Source organism: Flavobacterium adhaerens (assembly GCF_040045115.1).
Classification (GTDB): Bacteria; Bacteroidota; Bacteroidia; order Flavobacteriales; family Flavobacteriaceae; genus Flavobacterium; species Flavobacterium adhaerens.
In genome coordinates, this window is sequence record NZ_JBDLZX010000007.1 from 85,859 (window position 1) to 105,511 (window position 19,653).

Annotated in this window: 13 protein-coding genes; 8 read left to right on the forward strand and 5 right to left on the reverse strand. The window is 34.5% G+C overall.

The window, feature by feature from the left end:
* Positions 1-13 precede the first annotated feature (13 nt).
* Both ABEB18_RS11110 and ABEB18_RS11115 read right to left on the reverse strand, forming a co-directional pair.
* Positions 14-1,168 carry a 5-(carboxyamino)imidazole ribonucleotide synthase gene (locus ABEB18_RS11110; protein ID WP_348799382.1) on the reverse strand — a complete coding sequence of 385 codons (1,155 nt, stop codon included), beginning with the start codon at positions 1,166-1,168 and terminating at the stop codon, positions 14-16.
* A 133-nt stretch (positions 1,169-1,301) separates the two neighbouring features.
* Positions 1,302-1,850: a hypothetical protein gene (locus ABEB18_RS11115; protein ID WP_348799383.1), complete on the reverse strand. Its 549-nt coding sequence runs from the start codon at positions 1,848-1,850 to the stop codon at positions 1,302-1,304.
* A gap of 90 nt (positions 1,851-1,940) precedes the next feature.
* Between ABEB18_RS11115 and hpt the strand changes: the two genes are divergently transcribed.
* The 5 genes from hpt to ABEB18_RS11140 all read left to right on the forward strand — a co-directional run bounded on the left by hpt (position 1,941) and on the right by ABEB18_RS11140 (position 8,160).
* On the forward strand, positions 1,941-2,471 hold the full coding sequence (gene hpt, locus ABEB18_RS11120; protein WP_348799384.1) for a hypoxanthine phosphoribosyltransferase: 531 nt from the start codon (positions 1,941-1,943) through the stop codon (positions 2,469-2,471).
* A 154-nt stretch (positions 2,472-2,625) separates the two neighbouring features.
* Complete coding sequence (locus ABEB18_RS11125) at positions 2,626-3,198, forward strand: adenylate kinase (protein WP_348799385.1); 573 nt, start codon at positions 2,626-2,628, stop codon at positions 3,196-3,198.
* Between the two features lie 244 nt (positions 3,199-3,442).
* Positions 3,443-4,666, forward strand: a complete 1,224-nt coding sequence (locus ABEB18_RS11130; protein WP_438861444.1) for a hemolysin family protein — start codon at positions 3,443-3,445, stop codon at positions 4,664-4,666.
* 80 nt (positions 4,667-4,746) lie between these two features.
* Positions 4,747-5,748: a GTPase ObgE gene (gene obgE, locus ABEB18_RS11135; RefSeq protein ID WP_348799387.1), complete on the forward strand. Its 1,002-nt coding sequence runs from the start codon at positions 4,747-4,749 to the stop codon at positions 5,746-5,748.
* Positions 5,749-6,015: 267 nt separating this feature from the next.
* Positions 6,016-8,160, forward strand: a complete 2,145-nt coding sequence (locus ABEB18_RS11140) for a S46 family peptidase (protein ID WP_348799388.1) — start codon at positions 6,016-6,018, stop codon at positions 8,158-8,160.
* A gap of 286 nt (positions 8,161-8,446) precedes the next feature.
* Here ABEB18_RS11140 and ABEB18_RS11145 read toward each other — a convergent pair whose 3' ends face one another.
* The 3 genes from ABEB18_RS11145 to ABEB18_RS11155 form a co-directional block, all read right to left on the reverse strand.
* A complete protein-coding gene (locus tag ABEB18_RS11145) occupies positions 8,447-9,445 on the reverse strand; it encodes a glycosyltransferase family protein (protein ID WP_348799389.1) in 999 nt (332 codons plus the stop codon).
* Positions 9,446-9,456: 11 nt separating this feature from the next.
* Positions 9,457-10,272 carry a UDP-2,3-diacylglucosamine diphosphatase gene (locus ABEB18_RS11150; RefSeq protein WP_348799390.1) on the reverse strand — a complete coding sequence of 272 codons (816 nt, stop codon included), beginning with the start codon at positions 10,270-10,272 and terminating at the stop codon, positions 9,457-9,459.
* A 111-nt stretch (positions 10,273-10,383) separates the two neighbouring features.
* The gene (locus tag ABEB18_RS11155) at positions 10,384-16,650 is read right to left on the reverse strand and encodes an alpha-2-macroglobulin family protein (RefSeq protein WP_348799391.1); all 6,267 of its coding nucleotides are present in this window, start codon (positions 16,648-16,650) and stop codon (positions 10,384-10,386) included.
* A gap of 121 nt (positions 16,651-16,771) precedes the next feature.
* Between ABEB18_RS11155 and ABEB18_RS11160 the strand changes: the two genes are divergently transcribed.
* The 3 genes from ABEB18_RS11160 to radC all read left to right on the forward strand — a co-directional run bounded on the left by ABEB18_RS11160 (position 16,772) and on the right by radC (position 19,643).
* Positions 16,772-17,446, forward strand: a complete 675-nt coding sequence (locus ABEB18_RS11160; RefSeq protein ID WP_348799392.1) for a tetratricopeptide repeat protein — start codon at positions 16,772-16,774, stop codon at positions 17,444-17,446.
* Between the two features lie 10 nt (positions 17,447-17,456).
* Entirely contained in the window at positions 17,457-18,812 is a 1,356-nt protein-coding gene (locus tag ABEB18_RS11165) for a UDP-N-acetylmuramate--L-alanine ligase (RefSeq protein ID WP_348799393.1), read from the forward strand.
* A 138-nt stretch (positions 18,813-18,950) separates the two neighbouring features.
* The gene (radC, locus tag ABEB18_RS11170) at positions 18,951-19,643 is read left to right on the forward strand and encodes a RadC family protein (protein ID WP_348799394.1); all 693 of its coding nucleotides are present in this window, start codon (positions 18,951-18,953) and stop codon (positions 19,641-19,643) included.
* Positions 19,644-19,653: the final 10 nt, after the last annotated feature.

The following is a 19,653-nucleotide window of genomic DNA, read 5'->3' on the forward strand; positions in this document are numbered from 1 at the left end:
TAAATTTTTTTAATTATTTCGAAATTACTTTAATAGTATTCTTCACTTCCTGTGCAATTCGTCTTGCCTCGGTCATATTTTCGTTTACAATGGTCATGTGTCCCATTTTTCTAAAAGGGCGGGTTTCTTTTTTTCCGTAAATATGTGGGGTAACACCATCCCATTCTAAGATAGTTTCGATGTTTTTGTAAATGACATTTCCAGAAAAACCTTCGGCGCCAACAAGATTCACCATGATTCCGGCCACTTTACTATCTGTGTTTCCAAGAGGTAAATCCAAAATGGCTCTCAAATGATTTTCAAATTGCGAAGTATAACTGGCTTCAATGCTATAATGACCAGAATTATGTGGGCGAGGAGCTACCTCGTTTACCAATATTTCGTCGTCTTCGGTTTGGAACATTTCGACAGCCAAAAGACCAACATGATTAAATTGCTGCGAAACATTTAGGGCAATAGCTCTAGCTTTATCGGCAACTTTATCATCGATTCGAGCAGGACAAATCACATATTCTACCTGATTGGCCTCTGGATGAAATTCCATTTCGACAACTGGATAGGTTTTGATTTCACCTTCGGGATTGCGACAAACAATAACTGCCAACTCGTTTTTGAAAGGTACCATCGTTTCGGCAATGCATTCTACATTTGGTAAATGCTCTAAATCTGATGTCTGTCTGATGATTTTTACTCCGTTTCCATCGTACCCAAATTCGGTACATTTCCAAACAAATGGAAGTTGAATGTTAGAATCGACTAAATCAACAACTAAGTCTTTCAAAGAAGCGTATCTTTTGAATGGTGCAGTTGGAATGTTTTTTTGGGTATAAAAATCCTTTTGAACACCTTTGTTTTGAATAAGTCTCAACGTTTTTGGCGAAGGATATACTTTTTTACCTTCGCTTTCTAGCTTTTCTAGAGCCTCAAGATTGACCAATTCTATTTCAAAAGTTAGAACGTCAACTTTTTTCCCAAATTCATATACCGTTTGGTAATCCATCAAATCCCCTTGAAAAAAGTGATTACAAGCTATTTTGCTTGGAGCTTCATTACTAGGATCTAAAACATAAGTTTGAATGTCAAATTTTCTGGTGTCAAACAAAAGCATTTTGCCAAGTTGTCCTCCGCCTAGAATTCCTAATTTAAAATCAGAAGAAAAATAATTCATTTGTTGTAGTTGTTTTTTTAAACGGTCAAATGCAATCGCTTCGCTCGTGTCATTGTGATTGTGTTTACTTTGTTTACTAAGCACATTGCTTAGAGTTTGCAAAGATACTTTTTCCTAATCGATTAGGAAAATGCTATTTTATTTTCTTCAAAACTTCTTTGGCAACAGCCTTATACGCAGCACTGTGATCAGCAAAATCTTTGGATACAATAGTTTTTAGTTCAGGATGAATCCAATCAAAATGATTTCCTAAAAGAAACAAAGTACGAATAGAATAGGCTTTTGGAGCTACTTTTACATCATTTATGAGCCAGTCAAAGTTGGTTTCGATTAGCAATTCTAAATGATTTTCCGAAAGCTGAATGTTTTTTTCTTTAAAATGAGATATTACCAAGAGCTGGCAAATTTTGGCAATTGGTCTAATCGCACTATCATTTGTTAGCACATTGATATTGTTACAAAAGAAATCCAAATGCGGTTGTAACCATTCTAATTTTTCATAACATACCAATTCTAAAAGCCAACACGCTTTCGAATGATTTTTATCCGAAACTTGAAAACAAAGCTGTAGTAGTCCAAGAAAAAGGCCTTGATTTTCGATTACTTCATTGGCTATTTCTTGCCTGCTGTCTCTATATCCCGTGACCGAACCGATTTTTTTTCGAAATTCTAAAGGTATCATATCCAATATTTGATTGAAAAGTACGAATCAATTGTCAATTGTCAAAAGTGAAATCCCTATCTTTGTCAAATATTTATAAAAACAAAAAAAGTGATACAACTTCGCGACAAACAATTTGTTCCGTTTATTTCGGCTCAAGAGATAAGCTTTGCTATTGAAAGAATGGTTGCACAGATAGAAGATGATTTTTTTGACGAAATACCAGTTTTTATAGGTGTTTTAAATGGCTCTTTTATGGTTGTGTCTGATTTTTTAAAATTATACAAGAAACCCTGCGAAATCTCTTTTATCAAATTGGCTTCTTACGAAGGGACAAGTTCGACCGAATCAGTAAAACAATTAATCGGTTTAAATCAAGATTTGACAGGAAGAACTGTCATCATTCTCGAAGACATTATAGATACAGGAAACACAATAGTAGAACTAAAAGAACTGTTCAAAAACCAAAATGTAAAGCATTTAAAAATTGCAACACTTTTTTTCAAACCAGACGTCTTTAAAAAAGACTTGAAAATAGATTACATCGGAATTCGGATTCCAAACAAGTTCATTGTTGGGTTTGGATTGGATTACGATGGGTTGGGTCGAAATTTACCCGAAGTGTATCAATTGAAGGAATGAAGATTGAAAAATTCAAAGATTGAAAATTTAAAGATGAATTGCTTTATAAGTTTCAGTTTTAGTTTAAATATAAATAAAGAAGACTAATAAAAATTTATTGACAAGGACTAGAAATCTTACGATCTTTAAATTTTTAAATTTTTAAATTAAATTTATGATCAATATTGTTTTATTTGGAAAGCCAGGAGCAGGAAAAGGAACTCAGGCAGAATTTTTAAAAGAAAAATACAAATTAGCACACATTTCAACTGGAGATGTTTTTCGTTACAACCTGAAAAACGACACTCCATTAGGTAAAGAAGCACGAGTGTACATGGATGCTGGAGATCTGGTTCCAGACGAATTAACTACCAAAATGCTTATTGCCGAAGTAAACAAAAATTTAGATGCCAACGGAATCTTATTCGACGGATACCCAAGAACAATCTCTCAGGCCGAAGCACTAGATGCGTTTTTGCCAACAATAGGTTCTAGCGTAGCTGCAACGATCGCACTAGAAGCTGATGATAATATTTTAGTAGCAAGATTACTTGAAAGAGGAAAAACAAGCGGTAGAGTTGACGATCAAGACGAAGACAAAATTAGAAACCGTTACCAAGAATATAACGAAAAAACAGCTCCACTTATCGGATATTACCAAAATCAAAACAAGTATCACGCTGTAAACGGAATAGGAACTATTCAAGAAATTACAGAAAGACTTACATCGGTTATCGATACTTTATAGGAGCAATTTCCAGCTGTACGTTACAAGGCACAGCCATATAATAACTATTTTTCTATGTCATAAAAGGAACTTCCGGTGGTCGTTCTTTTATGACAAGAAAAATTAGTTTTTTATAGCTATGCGCTTTCCACTTCCATCTGGGCTAATCAAAAGGGTTTGATAAAAACCAATATATGAACCAACAATTTAAACATTGGAAATCGTAATCATATTTTTTCTAATACTCTTAAATGGTGTTTTCTCCATGTCCGAGATCGCATTGATATCGGCCAGAAAAAACAGATTGGAATCCGCCGCCAAAAAAGGGAATAAAAATGCTCAAGTGGCTTTAGATTTAGCCAATTCGCCCAACAAATTTTTGTCAACTGTCCAAATCGGAATCACACTTATCGGAATACTTACCGGTATTTTTAGTGGAGACAAAATAACAGCCGATGTCGAAGCATTCGTCAAAAGTTTTGATGCATTGGCACCATTCGCACATTCTATCGCTGTTGGAATTGTGGTGGTGATTTTGACATTTTTTTCTCTAGTATTAGGCGAATTGTTACCAAAAAGAGTTGGTTTAAATTACCCCGAAAGTATTGCCAAAGCGGTGGCTGTACCCATGAGAATCATATCCGTAATCACCGCTCCTTTTATTTGGTTGCTAACAACTTCGACCGACTTTTTATTGGATATTTTTCAAATAAAACCAACAGCTGATGGCAAAGTTACCGAAGAAGAAATCAAGGCCATTATCAAAGAAGGTACCGAAGTAGGAGAAGTTCAGGAAATAGAACAAGACATTGTAGAACGCGTTTTTCATATCGGAGACAGAAAAATCAATTCTTTAATGACACATCGAAAATCAGTCATGATGTTACCTTTACATGCCGACAAAGCAAAGGTTAAAGAGTTTATGTTAAAGGAATTACATTCTGTTTATCCCGTTTATAACGAAAATCATGATGATATTGTTGGAGTTGTAAATCTGAAAAATATTTTTGCCAATATTGATAACGAAAATTTCAATTTGACCGAAATTATGACAGAAGCATCATTTATGATGGAACAAACCACAGCCTATAGAGCGTTGGAAGAATTCAAAAAATCAGGAATTCATTACTCATTGGTTTCAGATGAATACGGTGTTTTTCAAGGGATAATTACGTTAAATGATATCTTAGAAGCACTTGTAGGGGATGCATCGGATTTTTATAAAGACGATTTCAAATTAATAGAAAAAGAAGACGGTACTTGGATGGTAGATGGACATTATTCACTTCACGACTTCCTAACCTATTTCGAACTAGATGATTTGATAAATGATTACGAAGTAACCACAGTAAGTGGTTTAATAATGACCGAATTGGCTCATATTCCAAAAGAAGGAGAAAAATTGATTTGGCAAAAATTTGTATTGGAGGTTATCGATATGGATGGAGCTAAGATTGATAAAGTTTTGGTGAAAGCCTTACAGGTTTAAAGTTTAATGTTTAAAGTTTCATGTTATTATGAAAACTTTGAACCTTAAACAAAAGAAACCTTAAACAAAAAAAAGAAAAAATGACAGAGGGAAATTTTGTAGATTACGTAAAAATATATGTTTCATCCGGAAAAGGAGGAAAGGGATCTACGCATTTGCATAGAGAAAAATTTATTGAAAAAGGTGGGCCAGACGGAGGTGATGGCGGACGAGGCGGACATGTTTATCTAGTAGGAAACAAAGGACTTTGGACACTTTTTCACTTAAAATTTGCTCGTCATATCAAGGCAGGCCATGGTGGTGATGGAGGTTCTGACCGAAGTACAGGTGCCGATGGCGAAGATAAATATATCGAAGTTCCGTTGGGAACTGTCGTAAAAGATAAAGAAACAGGAGAGATTTTGTTTGAAGTTACTGAGGATAGCGAAAAGAAAATCCTAGCCAAAGGTGGTAAAGGAGGTCTTGGAAACTGGCATTTTAGAAGTTCGACTAATCAAACACCACGATATGCACAGCCTGGATTACAAGGAGTTGAGATGGATGTAATTTTGGAGTTGAAAGTCTTAGCCGATGTAGGTTTGGTAGGTTTTCCAAATGCTGGAAAATCAACTTTGTTGTCAGTTCTAACTTCAGCAAAACCCAAAATTGCTGATTATCCGTTTACAACCTTAAAACCCAACTTAGGAATTGTTGCCTACAGGGATTTTCAATCGTTTGTAATTGCCGATATTCCAGGGATTATTGAAGGAGCTGCCGAAGGAAAAGGGCTAGGGCATTATTTTCTTCGTCATATAGAGCGTAATTCAACTTTGTTGTTTATGGTTCCCGTAGATACCCCAGATATTAAAGCAGAATACGATATTTTGGTAAATGAGCTAACAAAATACAATCCGGAAATGTTAGACAAAGAAAGACTTTTGATTATTACCAAATGCGATATGCTAGACGAGGAATTGAAAGCCGAATTGAAAGTGCAATTAGATCAAGAATTCAAAGATGTTCCTTATCTGTTTGTTTCTTCTGTTGCCCAACAAGGACTAACCGAATTGAAAGATAAGCTCTGGAAAATGTTGAATGATTAAAAAATAAATGCACATGCAGTGAGGTTGCACAGCTTCTCTACAATAACAACAATAAATATGATAAAAGGTGTCCTAACAATAGGGCACCTTTTTTGGTTTAGAATATACAATCTATGGAAAAGGGTGGGTGGGAATCGGAATAGGGGTGATATGTGATAAATTCTTAATAAACTATTAAAAATCATTAGTTATGTTTAATTTAAGATCGGTTTTTTGGGTTGTAATTATGAAAATGAATTATCTTCGTGTCACTAATTCAAAATATTTATGAGAAAGATAATTTTAATTTTATCCGCATGCTTTTTAGCATTTCCGGTAAGAGCCGACGAAGGAATGTGGTTCTTGATGTTCATTGAGCGACTCAACCATAGAGATATGGAAAAAATGGGCTTGCAACTGACAGCCGAAGAAATTTACAGTATCAATCACCACAGCTTGAAAGATGCTATTGTACAATTCAATGGAGGTTGTACCGCCGAAATTGTTTCTAAAACAGGTTTGGTTTTAACCAACCACCATTGTGGATATAGCGCCATAGCCGAACTTTCGACTGCCGAACAAAACCATTTGAGAGATGGTTTTTGGGCCAAAAGCCCTTCGGAAGAATTGAAACCCAAATCGCTTTTTGTTCGTTTCTTTGTTCGTATGGATGATGTTTCCAAAAGAATTTTATCAAAAGTAAATGATAAAATGACCGAGGAAGAACGAAACAAGGCTATTCAGAAAGAAATGGCTTTAATCGAGCAGGAAAATAGCGAAGGTGGGAAATATGTGGTTTCGGTGCGTCCTTTTTTTCAAGGAAATGAATATTACTATTTTGTGTACCAAGATTATACCGATGTTCGTTTGGTAGGGACTCCTCCTGAAAGTATCGGAAAGTTTGGAGGTGATACCGACAATTGGGAATGGCCACGTCAAACCGGAGATTTCTCGATGTTTCGTGTTTATGCCGACAAAGAAGGAAATCCAGCAGCCTATTCTAAGGACAATGTGCCTTTGCAACCTAAACATTATTTACCAGTAAGTATCAAAGGGGTTAAAGAAAATGATTTTGCCATGATTTTGGGGTATCCAGGGCGTACCAACCGTTGGATGCCGGCAGGAGGAATCGAACAAAATGTGAAATATGCTTATCCTGCTTGGGTTGAAGGTGCTAAGATAGGGATGGATCAAATGAAAAAGTATATGGACAAAGACGTAACTGTTCGTTTGAATTATGCGTCAAAATATGCTTCGACAGCAAACTATTGGAAAAATCGTCAAGGGATGATTGATGCGCTTTCTAAAGCGGGTACTGCAAAAACAAAGGCCGAGCAAGAAGCAAAATTTGATGTTTGGGCTAATAAAAATGAAAACAAAGAGAAATACGGAACAATCGTTTCTACTATCAATACCTACTATTCTGAAACGAATTTGAAGTCTCGTCATGATAATTATTTGATGCAAATGTTGCGTACCTCTACTTATGCTTTGGCGCCAGGAAGCATTGGTGATGCTTTGATTGGATACAGCAAAGAAAATGATGCCAAAAAAGCAGAGATGTTACCAAAAATAAGTGCTACTATTGAAGGACAATATGGTAAGTTGTATGAGCCTTTGGAAAAAGATGTTTTAATTGCTCAGTTGAATTTATATGCTTCAAAAGCGGCTGAATATGGCCTTGCTTCTGAAGTTGCTAAGATGAAAGCGGTTAACAACGGTGATTTTACTGCTGATGTAGAAAAAGCGGTGGCTTCAAGTATTTTTGCATCCAAAGCTACTTTAGAAGCATTTATTAAAAACCCAAATGCAGACGCTATAGCAAAGGATCCTTTGTATATTTTGTCTAAAGATTTGTTGGCAAAATACCGTGCTAAATCGGATGAACAAACTAAACAAGCAGATAATTTTGAAAGAGCTTACCGCGAATTGGTTGAAGGATTAAGAACTTCAGGTTTGAATTCTATCAAATATCCAGATGCTAATTCTACTTTACGATTGACTTACGGAAAAGTTCGTGCTTTACCAAAAGACAAACGTAATGAGGTTAAGATTAACAACTATACCGATATGACGAGTATGGTAAAAAAATACAAAGCCGGTGATGCTGAGTTTGATTTGCCTTCCCGTTTGTTGGAATTAAACAAAGCCAAAGATTTTGGTCAATATGCTGATAAAGCAGGGTATATGCCAGTCAATTTCTTGACCGATAATGATATTACAGGAGGAAATTCGGGATCGCCAGTTCTTAATGGTAAAGGAGAATTGATTGGTTTGGCTTTTGATGGAAATATCGAGGCAATGGCTGGTGATGTAATTTTTGATTCTAAATTGCAAAGAACCATAAATGTTGATATTCGTTACGTACTTTGGGTTATAGACAAATATTCTGGAGCTCAAAATATCATTAACGAAATGACGATTACGAAATAATCCGATTGTTTTTTAATAAGTAAACCTAACAGATATTTTAAACCTGTTAGGTTTTTTTGTTTTATAACCTGAACTCGATAATTAATTCCAACAGGTTGATTTATAGGGTTGTGTTTGTTAATTGCATCTGGCTTTAGCCAGATGTTAGAAAGAGCTAATAACATAGGCTTTAGCCGAAATAATCATACTAATATTTGACTAAAGCCTAATTATATTGCTTTTATTAAATAGGACTAAAACCCTATTCTATTGAGATTGGGCATATAAATAATAATCGAGCTTAGGTTTATACCAAATCTTCGTGATAAGTATCAAAGAGGTAATCTAAAGTTTCCGGAATATTGTTGGCTTTCATGGTTGGGTATTTTGTTTTAGACTCCAGCCAGTTTTCGATTATTAAATGAAAATCATTACCTACATCATACAATACTGGAACCCCTAGTTTTTTTAATGCTGCCGAGTTGCATTCTTGCTCATAATGTTCCCGAATGGGGATACTCAATATCTTTTTTTCTAGAAATAAAGCTTCTGATGGAGTTTCGAATCCACCACCGGTAATTATTCCTTCACAGTTAATCAAACTTTTATTAAATAATAATTGATTGATAGGATAGTAAGTGATGTTTTTGTCGGTGTGTTTGGTTGTAATGCTATCTAAAAACCAATGAAATTTTAAATTTGGTAGCTTGTTAAAAGCATTTTCTAAACAATCTTGTTGAAACGAAGGGAGGTAAACTGTGATGTGTCCTTTGTTTTTGGGATTGGCATTTACTATTTCATCTTTGATCACAGGAGGAAAAATAAAGTCATCGTATTTGTCAAAATGCAGACCGATATTTTTGGGTGAAGGAGCATAATGTTTGAGAATCATTTCGCCCATTAAACTTCTTCTTTCGGGTCTTGGTGTGTTGGCCGAAATAAAACTGGCTTGATGACCAAATTGTACCGAATGTACCTTTTGCATTTTGCAGGCCAATGCCGTGATTGAATCAAAGTCATTAATAATTACATCGTAATTTTTCAGAGGCAACGATTTGGCATCTTTGTAAATTTGATTGGGCTTGATATTTTTTACAATATCCCAATAGTTCAAACCACCACATTTGCTGTAATGCAAACTGCAGCCAGCACTTCTAAACTTGATGGGTAAATTGATATCGAGGGTTGCATTGTTACCGCTAAGGAAAAAATCTACTTCACCATATTTTTGTAGATAAGGATATAGCTGAGTGGCTCTGCTGATATGACCGTTACCTGTTGCCTGAATTGCGTAAAATATTTTCATCACTTGTGGTTTTAAGAGAGTATTTTATTGACAATGTCATTGACTACTTTTTCGTCATGAATTTCGGAGTCTTGATAATGATTAGTTTTGTATTGGTAGAGTCTCCATTTTTGTTTTTTGTATTCTAAAGCGGTTAGGTTTTCAATCCAATCGCCACTATTAAGATACATCACGCTTCCGTGTTCGTTTGCTATTTGCTTCATTTGGGGTTTGTGAATGTGACCACAAACAACATAACTGTATTTCTTTTCTATAGCGACTTCGGCAGCAGTAGTTTCAAAATTGGATACAAAAGCAACGGCTTTCTTTACGCTATCTTTTATCATTTTAGAATAGCTTCTTTTTTCTTTGCCCAAAAGTTCCAAAAACCAATTGATTAAACTGTTGATTAGGATTAGTAAGTCATACCCTTTTCCTCCTAGTTTAGCAATTATTTTGGCGTATCCTTGGGTGGTAGAATCGAACACATCGCCGTGAAAAATCCAAGTTTTTTTGCCATCCAAATCTAATATGAGTTTATCGACCAACTCGAAATTTCCCAAAATAAAATCAGAATATTTTCGGAGAGCTTCGTCGTGATTTCCTGTTATATAGATGACACGGGTGCCTTGATTAGACATTTTTATTATTTGTCGTAAAACATTCATGTGAGTCGCTGGGAAATAGCGTTTGGTAAAACTCCACATATCGATAATATCGCCATTCAAAACCAATGTTTGAGGATTTATTGATTTTAAGTATTGTAACAATTCTTTGGCCTGACAACCATAAGTGCCAAGGTGGATATCACTTATAACAACTAGAGGAATTTTTCTTCTTCTTTTCATAAAAAGTTTTTACGAAAGTAAAAGCATAATGTTATCTCAATGTGTTTTTAGTATTATTTGTATATAAAAAAAACTGTCAGCTTTTAAGGCTGACAATTTTTCTGAGTTTTTTTATGGAATTGTTTTTACCCTAATCCCTTTGGTATGACTGTTGTATTCTGGCGCATACATACTTTGGATTGTGGTAATTCCGTTGGAGAAATTTCCAGTATTGTTTACTCGAATATCGTATTCTAATACATAAGTTCCTTTGTTGATGTAGTCAAAAAAGAAATGAGTAGCCACATCTTTGGTACTTTTATAAAAACCTAAACCTCCTTTGTATTCGTATCCCGAAAGTACATCAACGGGTTCAAAACAAGAAGCACGCATGTCTTTCAGGTGAACAAATTCTATGTCTTCTTTGGCAAAAATTACTAAGCGCACCGTAACTAAATCGCCAATTTTTAAACGGTTTTTTGAGGTTATTTTTTGCAGTTCGTTGCCTTTTAAAGTGCTGTTCTTGATATACAATTCTTTGGAAACCGATAAATTGGCATTTGAGTTGCTTTTTATTTTATCTAAATCTTCAAAATATTGCCAATAAGCTCCTCCAAAACCAGGAACTTTCGATTTGTTTTCGATAGAAATAGTTGCCATTTCTTTCTTGATTTCATCGGTTTTCCAGTTGAGTTTGAGGTAACCCGTTTCGGCTTCTTTTTCGTTTTCCGAAAGTTTTTTGGTCAGGATTTTTTGGTCTCCGATTTTGATAACCGTGTTGTCTTTTACGCTCAGCCAATCATTGCCTTGCATTAATAAAGCATAAACCGCTTCGGTGGTCGATTTTGTAGTTGGCCAGTTTTTGGTTTGTTTGTTTTTGAGTAGCCAAACTTTCATTGCATCAACTGATTTTGTGTCGTTGCTGATTTCGGCGAAAGCTTCAATTAACAGCGCCTGAGTTTCAATAGGGGCTTGATGCCAGAACCAACCCGATTTATTGGCAATCCAATACATTCCCCAATCCTCGTTATTGGACGCAGTTTCTTTCAGACTTTCGATAATTTTTTTGGCAACTTCTTTTTCGCCAAAGCGGTATAAAGTCAATGCTGCCAATCCTTTTTCATAGACGGAATAATTCAACCAGTCTTTTTTGGCTGTTTCGATATATCTTTTTGTCGCTTTTTTCAAAGTGTCCGAAAGCGGATAATCTTTCAAATAAAAACTTCTGGTGTACAAATAATGCAAATCAGAATACGGATTAGGCCAAATTAATTTATCTGCTGTTTTTAGATTTTGGGTTCTTTCTCTATAATATTCCAAAAATTTGCCATCAATAAAAGGAATTCCTTTTTCTGAAATTGCATCTATTTTTTCAAAAGTTTCATCATTAGAATTCAATCTTGATAAATGCCCCAAACCAGCCAAAATATGTCGGGTAATGTATTCGCTTTCGTCACTTCCGTCAAACCAAGCGAAACCTCCAGACGATTTTTGTTTTTGTTTTAATTTTTGGAATGTAGCTTCTTGTGAAGTTTTCATTTTTTCTAAATCGAATAAAAGCGCCAAGTTTTTCTTTTTTTCGTCCTCGCTTTGTGCATCTCTTAGCCAAGGTGTTTCAGCAAGGATAATCGATTTCAGTTCTTCGTTTTCTTCTAATTTAGAATTCAATTTTCCGTTTTTTCTCCATTCTTCAAATACAGAAGCAATTTTTGAATTACTCGAAATAATTTCCGAAGCTAGAGCATTGGCATAAAAACGAGCAAAAGTCTGTTCGGCACATTCGTGTTCGTACTCCATCAAATACGGCAAAGACTGAATGGCAAGCCAAGTTGGATTTGAGGTGTATTCCAACGTAAACAGATGGTTTCTTAAAGTAGTCGAATTGTTATTTTTCAGATTTTGAAAACTGTATTCTTTCTTTGAATTTTCGCGAACCCAAATTGGAATACTTTCGGTAACCAGCATATTGTTGGTCAAAACTGGTACTATATTTTCTTCTCCATCAGAGTAGTTTCCAGCTTTTGCCAAAATTTTATATTGAACACCTTGCAAACCTTCAGGAATTGTGATTGACCAAGTTGTAGTGGTGTTTCCGTGAGCTGGAATGGTGAAGTTTTTGATGTTTTTTACATTCAGCATTTTAGCATCAATGGGTTGCATGGTTACAGCGTCAAAAAACTGTAACGAAGCGATTCCTGTTTTGACTTCATTTGTCATGTTCGAAATTTTGGCACTAATCACAACAGTATCTTTTTCTCTGAAAAATCGAGGGAAATTTGGCAGAATCATAAGTTCTTTTTGGGTCAGGACCGTTTTTTCGAGATAACCGCTAACGGCCTCTTTGTTGTGTGACAATAAACGCAATTTCCAAGCGGTCAAAGCTTCTGGAGAAGTGAAACTAAAACTCACTTTTCCTTTGGAATCGGTTTTTAGATTAGGATAAAAGAAAGCGGTTTCCGAAAGGTTTTTTCTTGCTTTTACTTGGGTTAAGGCTTCTAAACCTTTTTTGCTGGTAATGATGATAACGCCGTTTGCCGCCTGACTTCCGTAAATAGCAGTCGCATTAGCTTCTTTTAAAACATCAACAGAAACAATATCGGCTGGATTTAGCATTTTGAAAGTTGCTTCCGTAGCAATTTCTCCATCGATAACATATAAAGGAGCGCCTTGAATAGAGGAGTTGCCTCTGATTTTTGCATCTTTCATTTTATCTGCACTTGCAGGTGGCGGAGGCGGAGGAAGTGTTATAGCCGCTGCAGTAAGACTTTCTTTCTTCATAGAACCATAACCAACTACTACGACTTCGTTTAAAGCATCATTTTCAGAGCCTACTTTTTTGTCTTTAATATAAACTGTTGTAACAGCAAGAGAATCTCCATATCTACTATTGTTAAAATCAAACCCAAACCATTTTAACTGAGTTTCTTCATTTTGGAGTTGAATAGGTTGAGTGTCGGGGTTTAGATTTCTTAGGTAGGCAAAAGCATTATCAAAACCTAAATTTGTTCTGTAATTCACCCCACCATGGTAATCATAAAAATCTAAAGCTTGCCAATTTCTTGTAGAAAATTGATCCAATGAGCTGTCGTACATTGATGCCAAAATTTCGGCTTCTTTTTGGGTATTGGTTGCATTCAATTTAAATGACCAATTTTCACTGCTTCCTGGTTGGATTTTATTTCTAAAACTTTCAACATTCCAATCTAAACTTGACGTTATTGTTTTTAGGGTTATCTCAATTTGATCACTAAAAGTTTGATTTTCAAAAATGCTTTGGAATCCAATGGTTAGGCTGTTTTTAAATTCTTTTTTTAAAGGGATTTTAACCGTAGCTTGATTGTTTTGCAAGTGTATCGATTCTTCAAAAAAAGTTTTACTTTGATAATAGGCATCCGTCAGAATATAAAGTTCAGGAATTGCCGAAGTTAGTTTGAGTAAAACAAATCCATCTTTTTGAGGATTCTCATTAATTTGAGTTACAGTAAATAATTTACTCGGATTGTATAGGTCTTTGCTTTGTTTGATTTGAAAAGTTGTAACATTTTCAATTGGATTTTCAAAACTGTCTTTGGCTGTAAAAACAAGTTTATAATTTCCGGATTGGTAATTTGTGATAAAATCTAGTACTAAAGATTTGTCTTTTTCGGTGTTTATTTTTTTAGAGAAAACAAGTGTTTCTGTTGACTTTTCTATGGTTTGATAATAGTTGTTTTCGTAAGGGAAAAGTTTCTCAAAATCAGTCTCCGAAATAGTTTTAATTTCGGGAATTGTGTAAAAAGGATTGTTTTTGAATTTATTTGAAAAAGGACTTACAAAATAGATTTTTACTTCACCTTGAATAGCTTTAAATTCTCCGTTGAGATTAGTGCTATTTAGTGTGATTTCGTTTTTATTTTTCGTCTCAATGCTATTTGGAACAGAAGCAGAAAGCACCAAATCATGGTAACCCACTTTGATTGTGGTTTGTGCTGTATGCGTTTCTCCATTAATGTCGGTAACACTAGCATCTACTCGGTAATTGAAGACGGGTAGTTGTTTTTCATCTGTGTTTACAGGTGGTTTAGCAACGAAATCTATAGCAAATTTTCCTGAAGCATCTGTTTTTGTTTCACTTGTAGCTATAATTTCGTCTTGTACATTACCGTAAAAATTTCGGTAATAATTGGTAAATCGGGTGATGGTATATTTTACTTTGGCATCCGAAATACTGCTTCCCGCAAAAGCCCTGGCAGTACCTTTTACAGTTACAGATTGATTGATTTGATAACTTTCTTTTTTCGGTTCAAAAACTACTTCAAACTTAGGACGTTTGTATTCTTCTACTTGAAATCCAATTTCAGAATATTCAAAATTAACATTGTCCCAAAACGGATGATCGTCTTTTTCTTTGTTATAAGTGCCATCGTTCTTGTAATCATCGGGTTCTTCGGCTTCAATTGTAAATTGGCTTGTCAAACCTGTTTTAGGTAAAATAAATTCTCCCGAAAAAGAACCGAATTCATTTGTGGTAACATCAAATTCTTTGAAGTTGTTTGAATCTGAATCTAGTATGCTTATTTTGAAAGAAGTATTAGGTACAACACTCGTTTTGTTATTCTTTTTCTGAATCGCAATTCCTTTGTAATAAACGGTTTGTCCAGGACGGTAAATCGCTCGGTCTAAGTAGAATTCTACTTTACCTTTGATGTTTTCATCTTCCTCTTTTTCAGAATAATCAATAGCATAAGCAATATAATTTTTGTTGATTACTATGGTATCGTTACTCGTTGTTATAGTAATGGGGTTGTAATAAGAATTTGTATCCTCTTTTTTTCTAGTGTAGGTAGCCAAGCCTTGAGCATTGGTCTTTATGTGAAAATTTTTAGATTTTAATGTTGCACTGCTTATTGGTTTTCCTGTTTTTCTATCGAGAACGGTATAATATTCGGTTTCATTTTTTGTATTGGCCAAAACCGAAATATTTGATATTGTAATGATTTGATAACCAAAAGCTTTTTTGTTTTTAGTATCGGTTTCACTTTCAAAATATACCAAATAACTACCTATTTCTAGTTGTGGTAAAATCACTTCGGTACTGTATTCAAAATAGTCTTTTTTGTCAATTAATGCATATTTTTTTGTTTGCAAAGGGGTTTTGTTGGCTATAATTTGAGTCGATAGGCTGTCTTGTAATTTATTTCCTTTTTCAAAATCGGTTGCGGTTTTGTGACTTATTTTATAGAAAGAAACGGTTAGATTATCTGCACTCTTGTATTGTATCAAAGCTCTCGTGTTTTCGTTATTGTAAACAAATTTTTGGAGCTGTACATTGATATGTTTATTTAAAATAGTTTCTTTTTTTTGAAGTGCCAGTTTGTAGGTATTCGAATCGTTTTTGACCGATAAGATTTTGTCTAATTCGACTACTGATTTGATGTTGTAATCAGGATGGGCTTCTTTTGAGGCTAATTCGGTGTAAACTATAGCTTTTTGCAATTGGATTTTTTGCAGTTGCGTTTTGTCTTTGGTTTGATTTTCTAAAATAATCAAAGTGTTTAACAAGTCGTCATTCGATTTTATAAGGTATTTTGAACAAAATAAAATGCGTTCCAACTGGTTTTCGAGAGTTGGCGAATCCAATTCTAATTTTTGATAAAGTGAAAGTGTTTTTTTTAGATTTTCATCTTTAATAGAATCAAGATTGAGTTTTACAAAAGCATTGCTGTTACCCAAATAGATTAATTTATTTTGTTGAAAGTCCCTGGGATCAAAATTCCACTCGTTAATTTTATTTTTATAAAAAGCAATGTTTTCTTTTAATAAACAATCGTATAAATTTTCTTTTTTGAATTTTTCCAATGTAAAAAAATCAAAAATAGCTTCGTAATTGGTTAGGGGAGTTGCTTTTAGAACGGCTTCGTTTTCTAGTGTTTGTGCAAATATTTTGACAACTTCCTCTTCTTTGTTAAAATTAACTACTTCTACAGAATCAACTGCTACTTCAACGCCATTTTCGTCAACAGCTACACTATCAACAGCAACGACAGCAGTGTCAACAATTGCAAAAACTTCTGAATAATCCTCATAGTAATCATTCAAGCATTTAGCATAAATTAAGTTCAAAATGGATTTAGACGGAATTGATACCTGATTAATTTGAGATTTCAAGTCGGTTAAAATCAATTTTTTTGCGTTTTCATCTAAAACTTGTTTGTACTTTGACTCATAGAAAAAACACTTTATGAGCTGGACTTCGTTTTTGTTTTTTACAGCTTTTTTATGGATTTTAGTTACCAATTCATTAGCCGATTTGATTTTGCCTAGATTTTCATTTTCGATTACTTTCTTCCAGTTTTTCTCATAGTTTTGAGCGTAAAAAGAAGTTGAAATCAGGAGTAATAAGTACAATGCATTTTTCATAGATAGAAATTTATATGCTCGGGTTATTTTTTTAGGTAGAAAAATACAAATAAATTTCCGACAAGAGACTATTTTTTAATCATAATGACTATTACTTATAGCATTTTGTTATTTTTGAAGAATGAAAAAATCACTGATTATATTTCTTTTATTTCCGCTATTGATGTTGGGTCAGACCAATTTTGAAAAGGGAGAAAAATTTTACCATGAGAAGAAATATGCTCAGGCTCAACCTTATTTTGAAAGTTATTTAAAGAGCAATCCAAATCACTTCCAAACGATTGAGTATTTAGCAAACATTTATGCTTACAATAAAGCTTGGGACAAGGCGATTGTTTATTATAAAAAGCAAAAAGCATTGAAACCTTGGGAGGCCAACGATTATTTTAAATACGGAGCAGTTTTAGGAATGAAAGCTAAAGAATCCAATAAGTTGAAAGCTTTAGGGATGATTGGAGAAATTAGAAGATCTTTTGAAAAAGCAATAGAGTTAAATCCAAAACATATTGAAGCCCGTTGGGGATTGATGTATTATTATATGTACCTGCCAGGGATTTTTGGTGGTAGCGAAACTAAAGCCATTCGGTTTTCGAATGAATTACTAAAATTATCCCCAGTCGATGGGTATTTATCAAGAGGACAATTAGAAGAATATTTTGAAAGATATGGTTTGGCAGAAGAGCAGTTTAAAAAAGCTATAGCCGTAGGAAGTACCAAAAAAGGAACTCAGTTCTTATCAAATTTGTATAAAAATAAAATGAATCAGCCTGAAAAAGCGGCAAAAATAAAAATATAAAGTAGAGTAAATGAAAACACATTTCATCGCCATAGGCGGAAGCGCCATGCACAATTTAGCATTAGCATTACATAACAAAGGATATCAGGTTACAGGAAGCGATGATGCTATTTTTGAACCTTCAAAATCGAGATTAGAGAAGAAAGGTTTAATGCCAGCCGAGTTGGGTTGGTTTCCCGAAAAAATAACAGCTGATCTTGATGCTATAATTCTAGGAATGCATGCCAAAGCCGATAATCCTGAACTTTTGAAAGCCCAGGAATTAGGACTCAAAATTTATTCGTATCCCGAATTTTTATACGAACAGTCCAAAAATAAAACCCGAGTGGTTATTGGAGGTTCTCACGGAAAAACAACGATTACTTCGATGGTTTTACATGTAATGCATTACCATAATATTGAAGTTGATTATATGGTAGGAGCTCAATTGGCAGGATTCGATACAATGGTTCATCTTACCGAAGAAAACGATTTTATGGTTCTCGAAGGTGATGAATACTTATCTTCACCAATTGACAGAAGACCGAAATTTCATTTGTATCAACCCAATATTGCCTTGATTTCTGGGATTGCCTGGGATCATATCAATGTTTTCCCAACTTATGATTTTTATGTAGAACAGTTTGAAATTTTTATTGCCAAAATAACTAACGGCGGAATTTTGGTGTACAATGAAGACGATTCCGAGGTAAAACGTGTTGCAGAAGCAGCTACCAACCCAATTCGAAAAATTCCTTATACCACTCCAAAATACGAAGTAAAAGATGGTGTTACGCTTCTAGAAACTCCAGAAGGTGCTATGCCAATTGAGGTTTTTGGAGCACATAACTTGAATAATTTGGCTGGAGCCAAATGGATTTGCCAAAACATGGGAGTAGATGAAGCTGATTTTTATGAGGCAATCGCTAGTTTCAAAGGAGCTTCTAAACGTTTGGAAAAAATTGCTGAAGGAAAAGGAAAAGTAGCTTACAAGGATTTTGCTCATTCACCAAGTAAAGTGGCGGCAACTACCAAAGCGGTCAAAGAACAATATCCAGAGCGTACCGTTGTTGCTTGTTTGGAATTACATACCTACAGTAGTTTGAATGCCGAGTTTTTGAAAGAATACGAAGGAGCACTTGAAAATGCTGATGTTGCAGTAGTTTTCTATTCGCCAGATGCGGTAAAAATCAAACAATTGGAAGAAGTGACTTATGAGCAAATAGCCAAAGCATTCAATAGAGAAGATTTGATTATTTATACCAATCCGTCTGAGTTCAAAGACTATCTTTTCAATTTAAATCTTGATAATTCTGCACTTTTATTAATGAGTTCTGGGAATTACGGAGGGTTGAATTTTGATGAGGTGAAAGGATTGATTGAGTAGTTTTAAGCAATTAAATAATAAGGAATAGCCAATTAGCATTTGTTAATTGGCTATTTTTTTGAATAACGAAAGTATTTTTGAATGATTTTTCTTGTTTTTATTGTAGATTAGCATTGATTAACAATAGATTGAATTCAAATGGATATAACCAATTTTCCCATCACACATTGGTCTGAGGACGATAAACCTCGTGAAAAGTTAATGCTCAAAGGTAAAAGTGTTTTGAGCGATGCCGAATTAATCGCCATATTGATTGGTTCAGGAAGTCGAAACGAGTCGGCAGTAGATTTGAGTAAGCGTATTTTGGCTAGTGTCGATAATAATTTGAATGCGCTAGGGAAATTATCATTAACACAATTGACTAATTTTAAAGGTATAGGCGAAGCCAAAGCCATTTCGATTATTGCAGCGACTGAGCTTGGTCGAAGAAGAAAAAATGAAGAAGTAATCGAACTTGACAAAATAACTTCTAGCAAAGCCGTTTTTGAAATCATGCAACCCATTATTGGCGAATTGCCTCATGAGGAATTTTGGGTTTTGTATTTGAATAACTCCAATAAAGTACTTTTCAAGACACAATTGAGTAAAGGAGGATTGACTGGAACTATGGTTGATGTTCGAATTGTTTTTAAAATCGCTCTAGAGCAAAACGCAACAGCAATAATTCTCGCTCATAATCATCCTTCAGGAAAATTGCTGCCAAGTGACGCTGATATTCAGTTAACTCAAAAATTAAAAAATGCTGGAAAAGAACTCGATATTCCAGTTTTGGATCATATAATTGTTGCTGAAAGAGGTTATTATAGTTTTGTTGATGAAGGTAAAATTTAATTTTTTTATT

Bases quoted from the DNA above. Each gene is read 5' to 3' on its own strand.
- obgE (WP_348799387.1), top strand. From the start codon at position 4,747: ATGACAGAGGGAAATTTTGTAGATTACGTAAAAATATATGTTTCATCC.
- ABEB18_RS11160 (WP_348799392.1), top strand. From the start codon at position 16,772: ATGAAAAAATCACTGATTATATTTCTTTTATTTCCGCTATTGATGTTG.
- ABEB18_RS11145 (WP_348799389.1), bottom strand. From the start codon at position 9,445: ATGAAAATATTTTACGCAATTCAGGCAACAGGTAACGGTCATATCAGC.
- ABEB18_RS11110 (WP_348799382.1), bottom strand. From the start codon at position 1,168: ATGAATTATTTTTCTTCTGATTTTAAATTAGGAATTCTAGGCGGAGGA.
- ABEB18_RS11115 (WP_348799383.1), bottom strand. From the start codon at position 1,850: ATGATACCTTTAGAATTTCGAAAAAAAATCGGTTCGGTCACGGGATAT.
- ABEB18_RS11155 (WP_348799391.1), bottom strand. From the start codon at position 16,650: ATGAAAAATGCATTGTACTTATTACTCCTGATTTCAACTTCTTTTTAC.
- ABEB18_RS11165 (WP_348799393.1), top strand. From the start codon at position 17,457: ATGAAAACACATTTCATCGCCATAGGCGGAAGCGCCATGCACAATTTA.
- ABEB18_RS11140 (WP_348799388.1), top strand. From the start codon at position 6,016: ATGAGAAAGATAATTTTAATTTTATCCGCATGCTTTTTAGCATTTCCG.
- ABEB18_RS11130 (WP_438861444.1), top strand. From the start codon at position 3,443: ATGTCCGAGATCGCATTGATATCGGCCAGAAAAAACAGATTGGAATCC.
- radC (WP_348799394.1), top strand. From the start codon at position 18,951: ATGGATATAACCAATTTTCCCATCACACATTGGTCTGAGGACGATAAA.
- ABEB18_RS11125 (WP_348799385.1), top strand. From the start codon at position 2,626: ATGATCAATATTGTTTTATTTGGAAAGCCAGGAGCAGGAAAAGGAACT.
- ABEB18_RS11150 (WP_348799390.1), bottom strand. From the start codon at position 10,272: ATGAAAAGAAGAAGAAAAATTCCTCTAGTTGTTATAAGTGATATCCAC.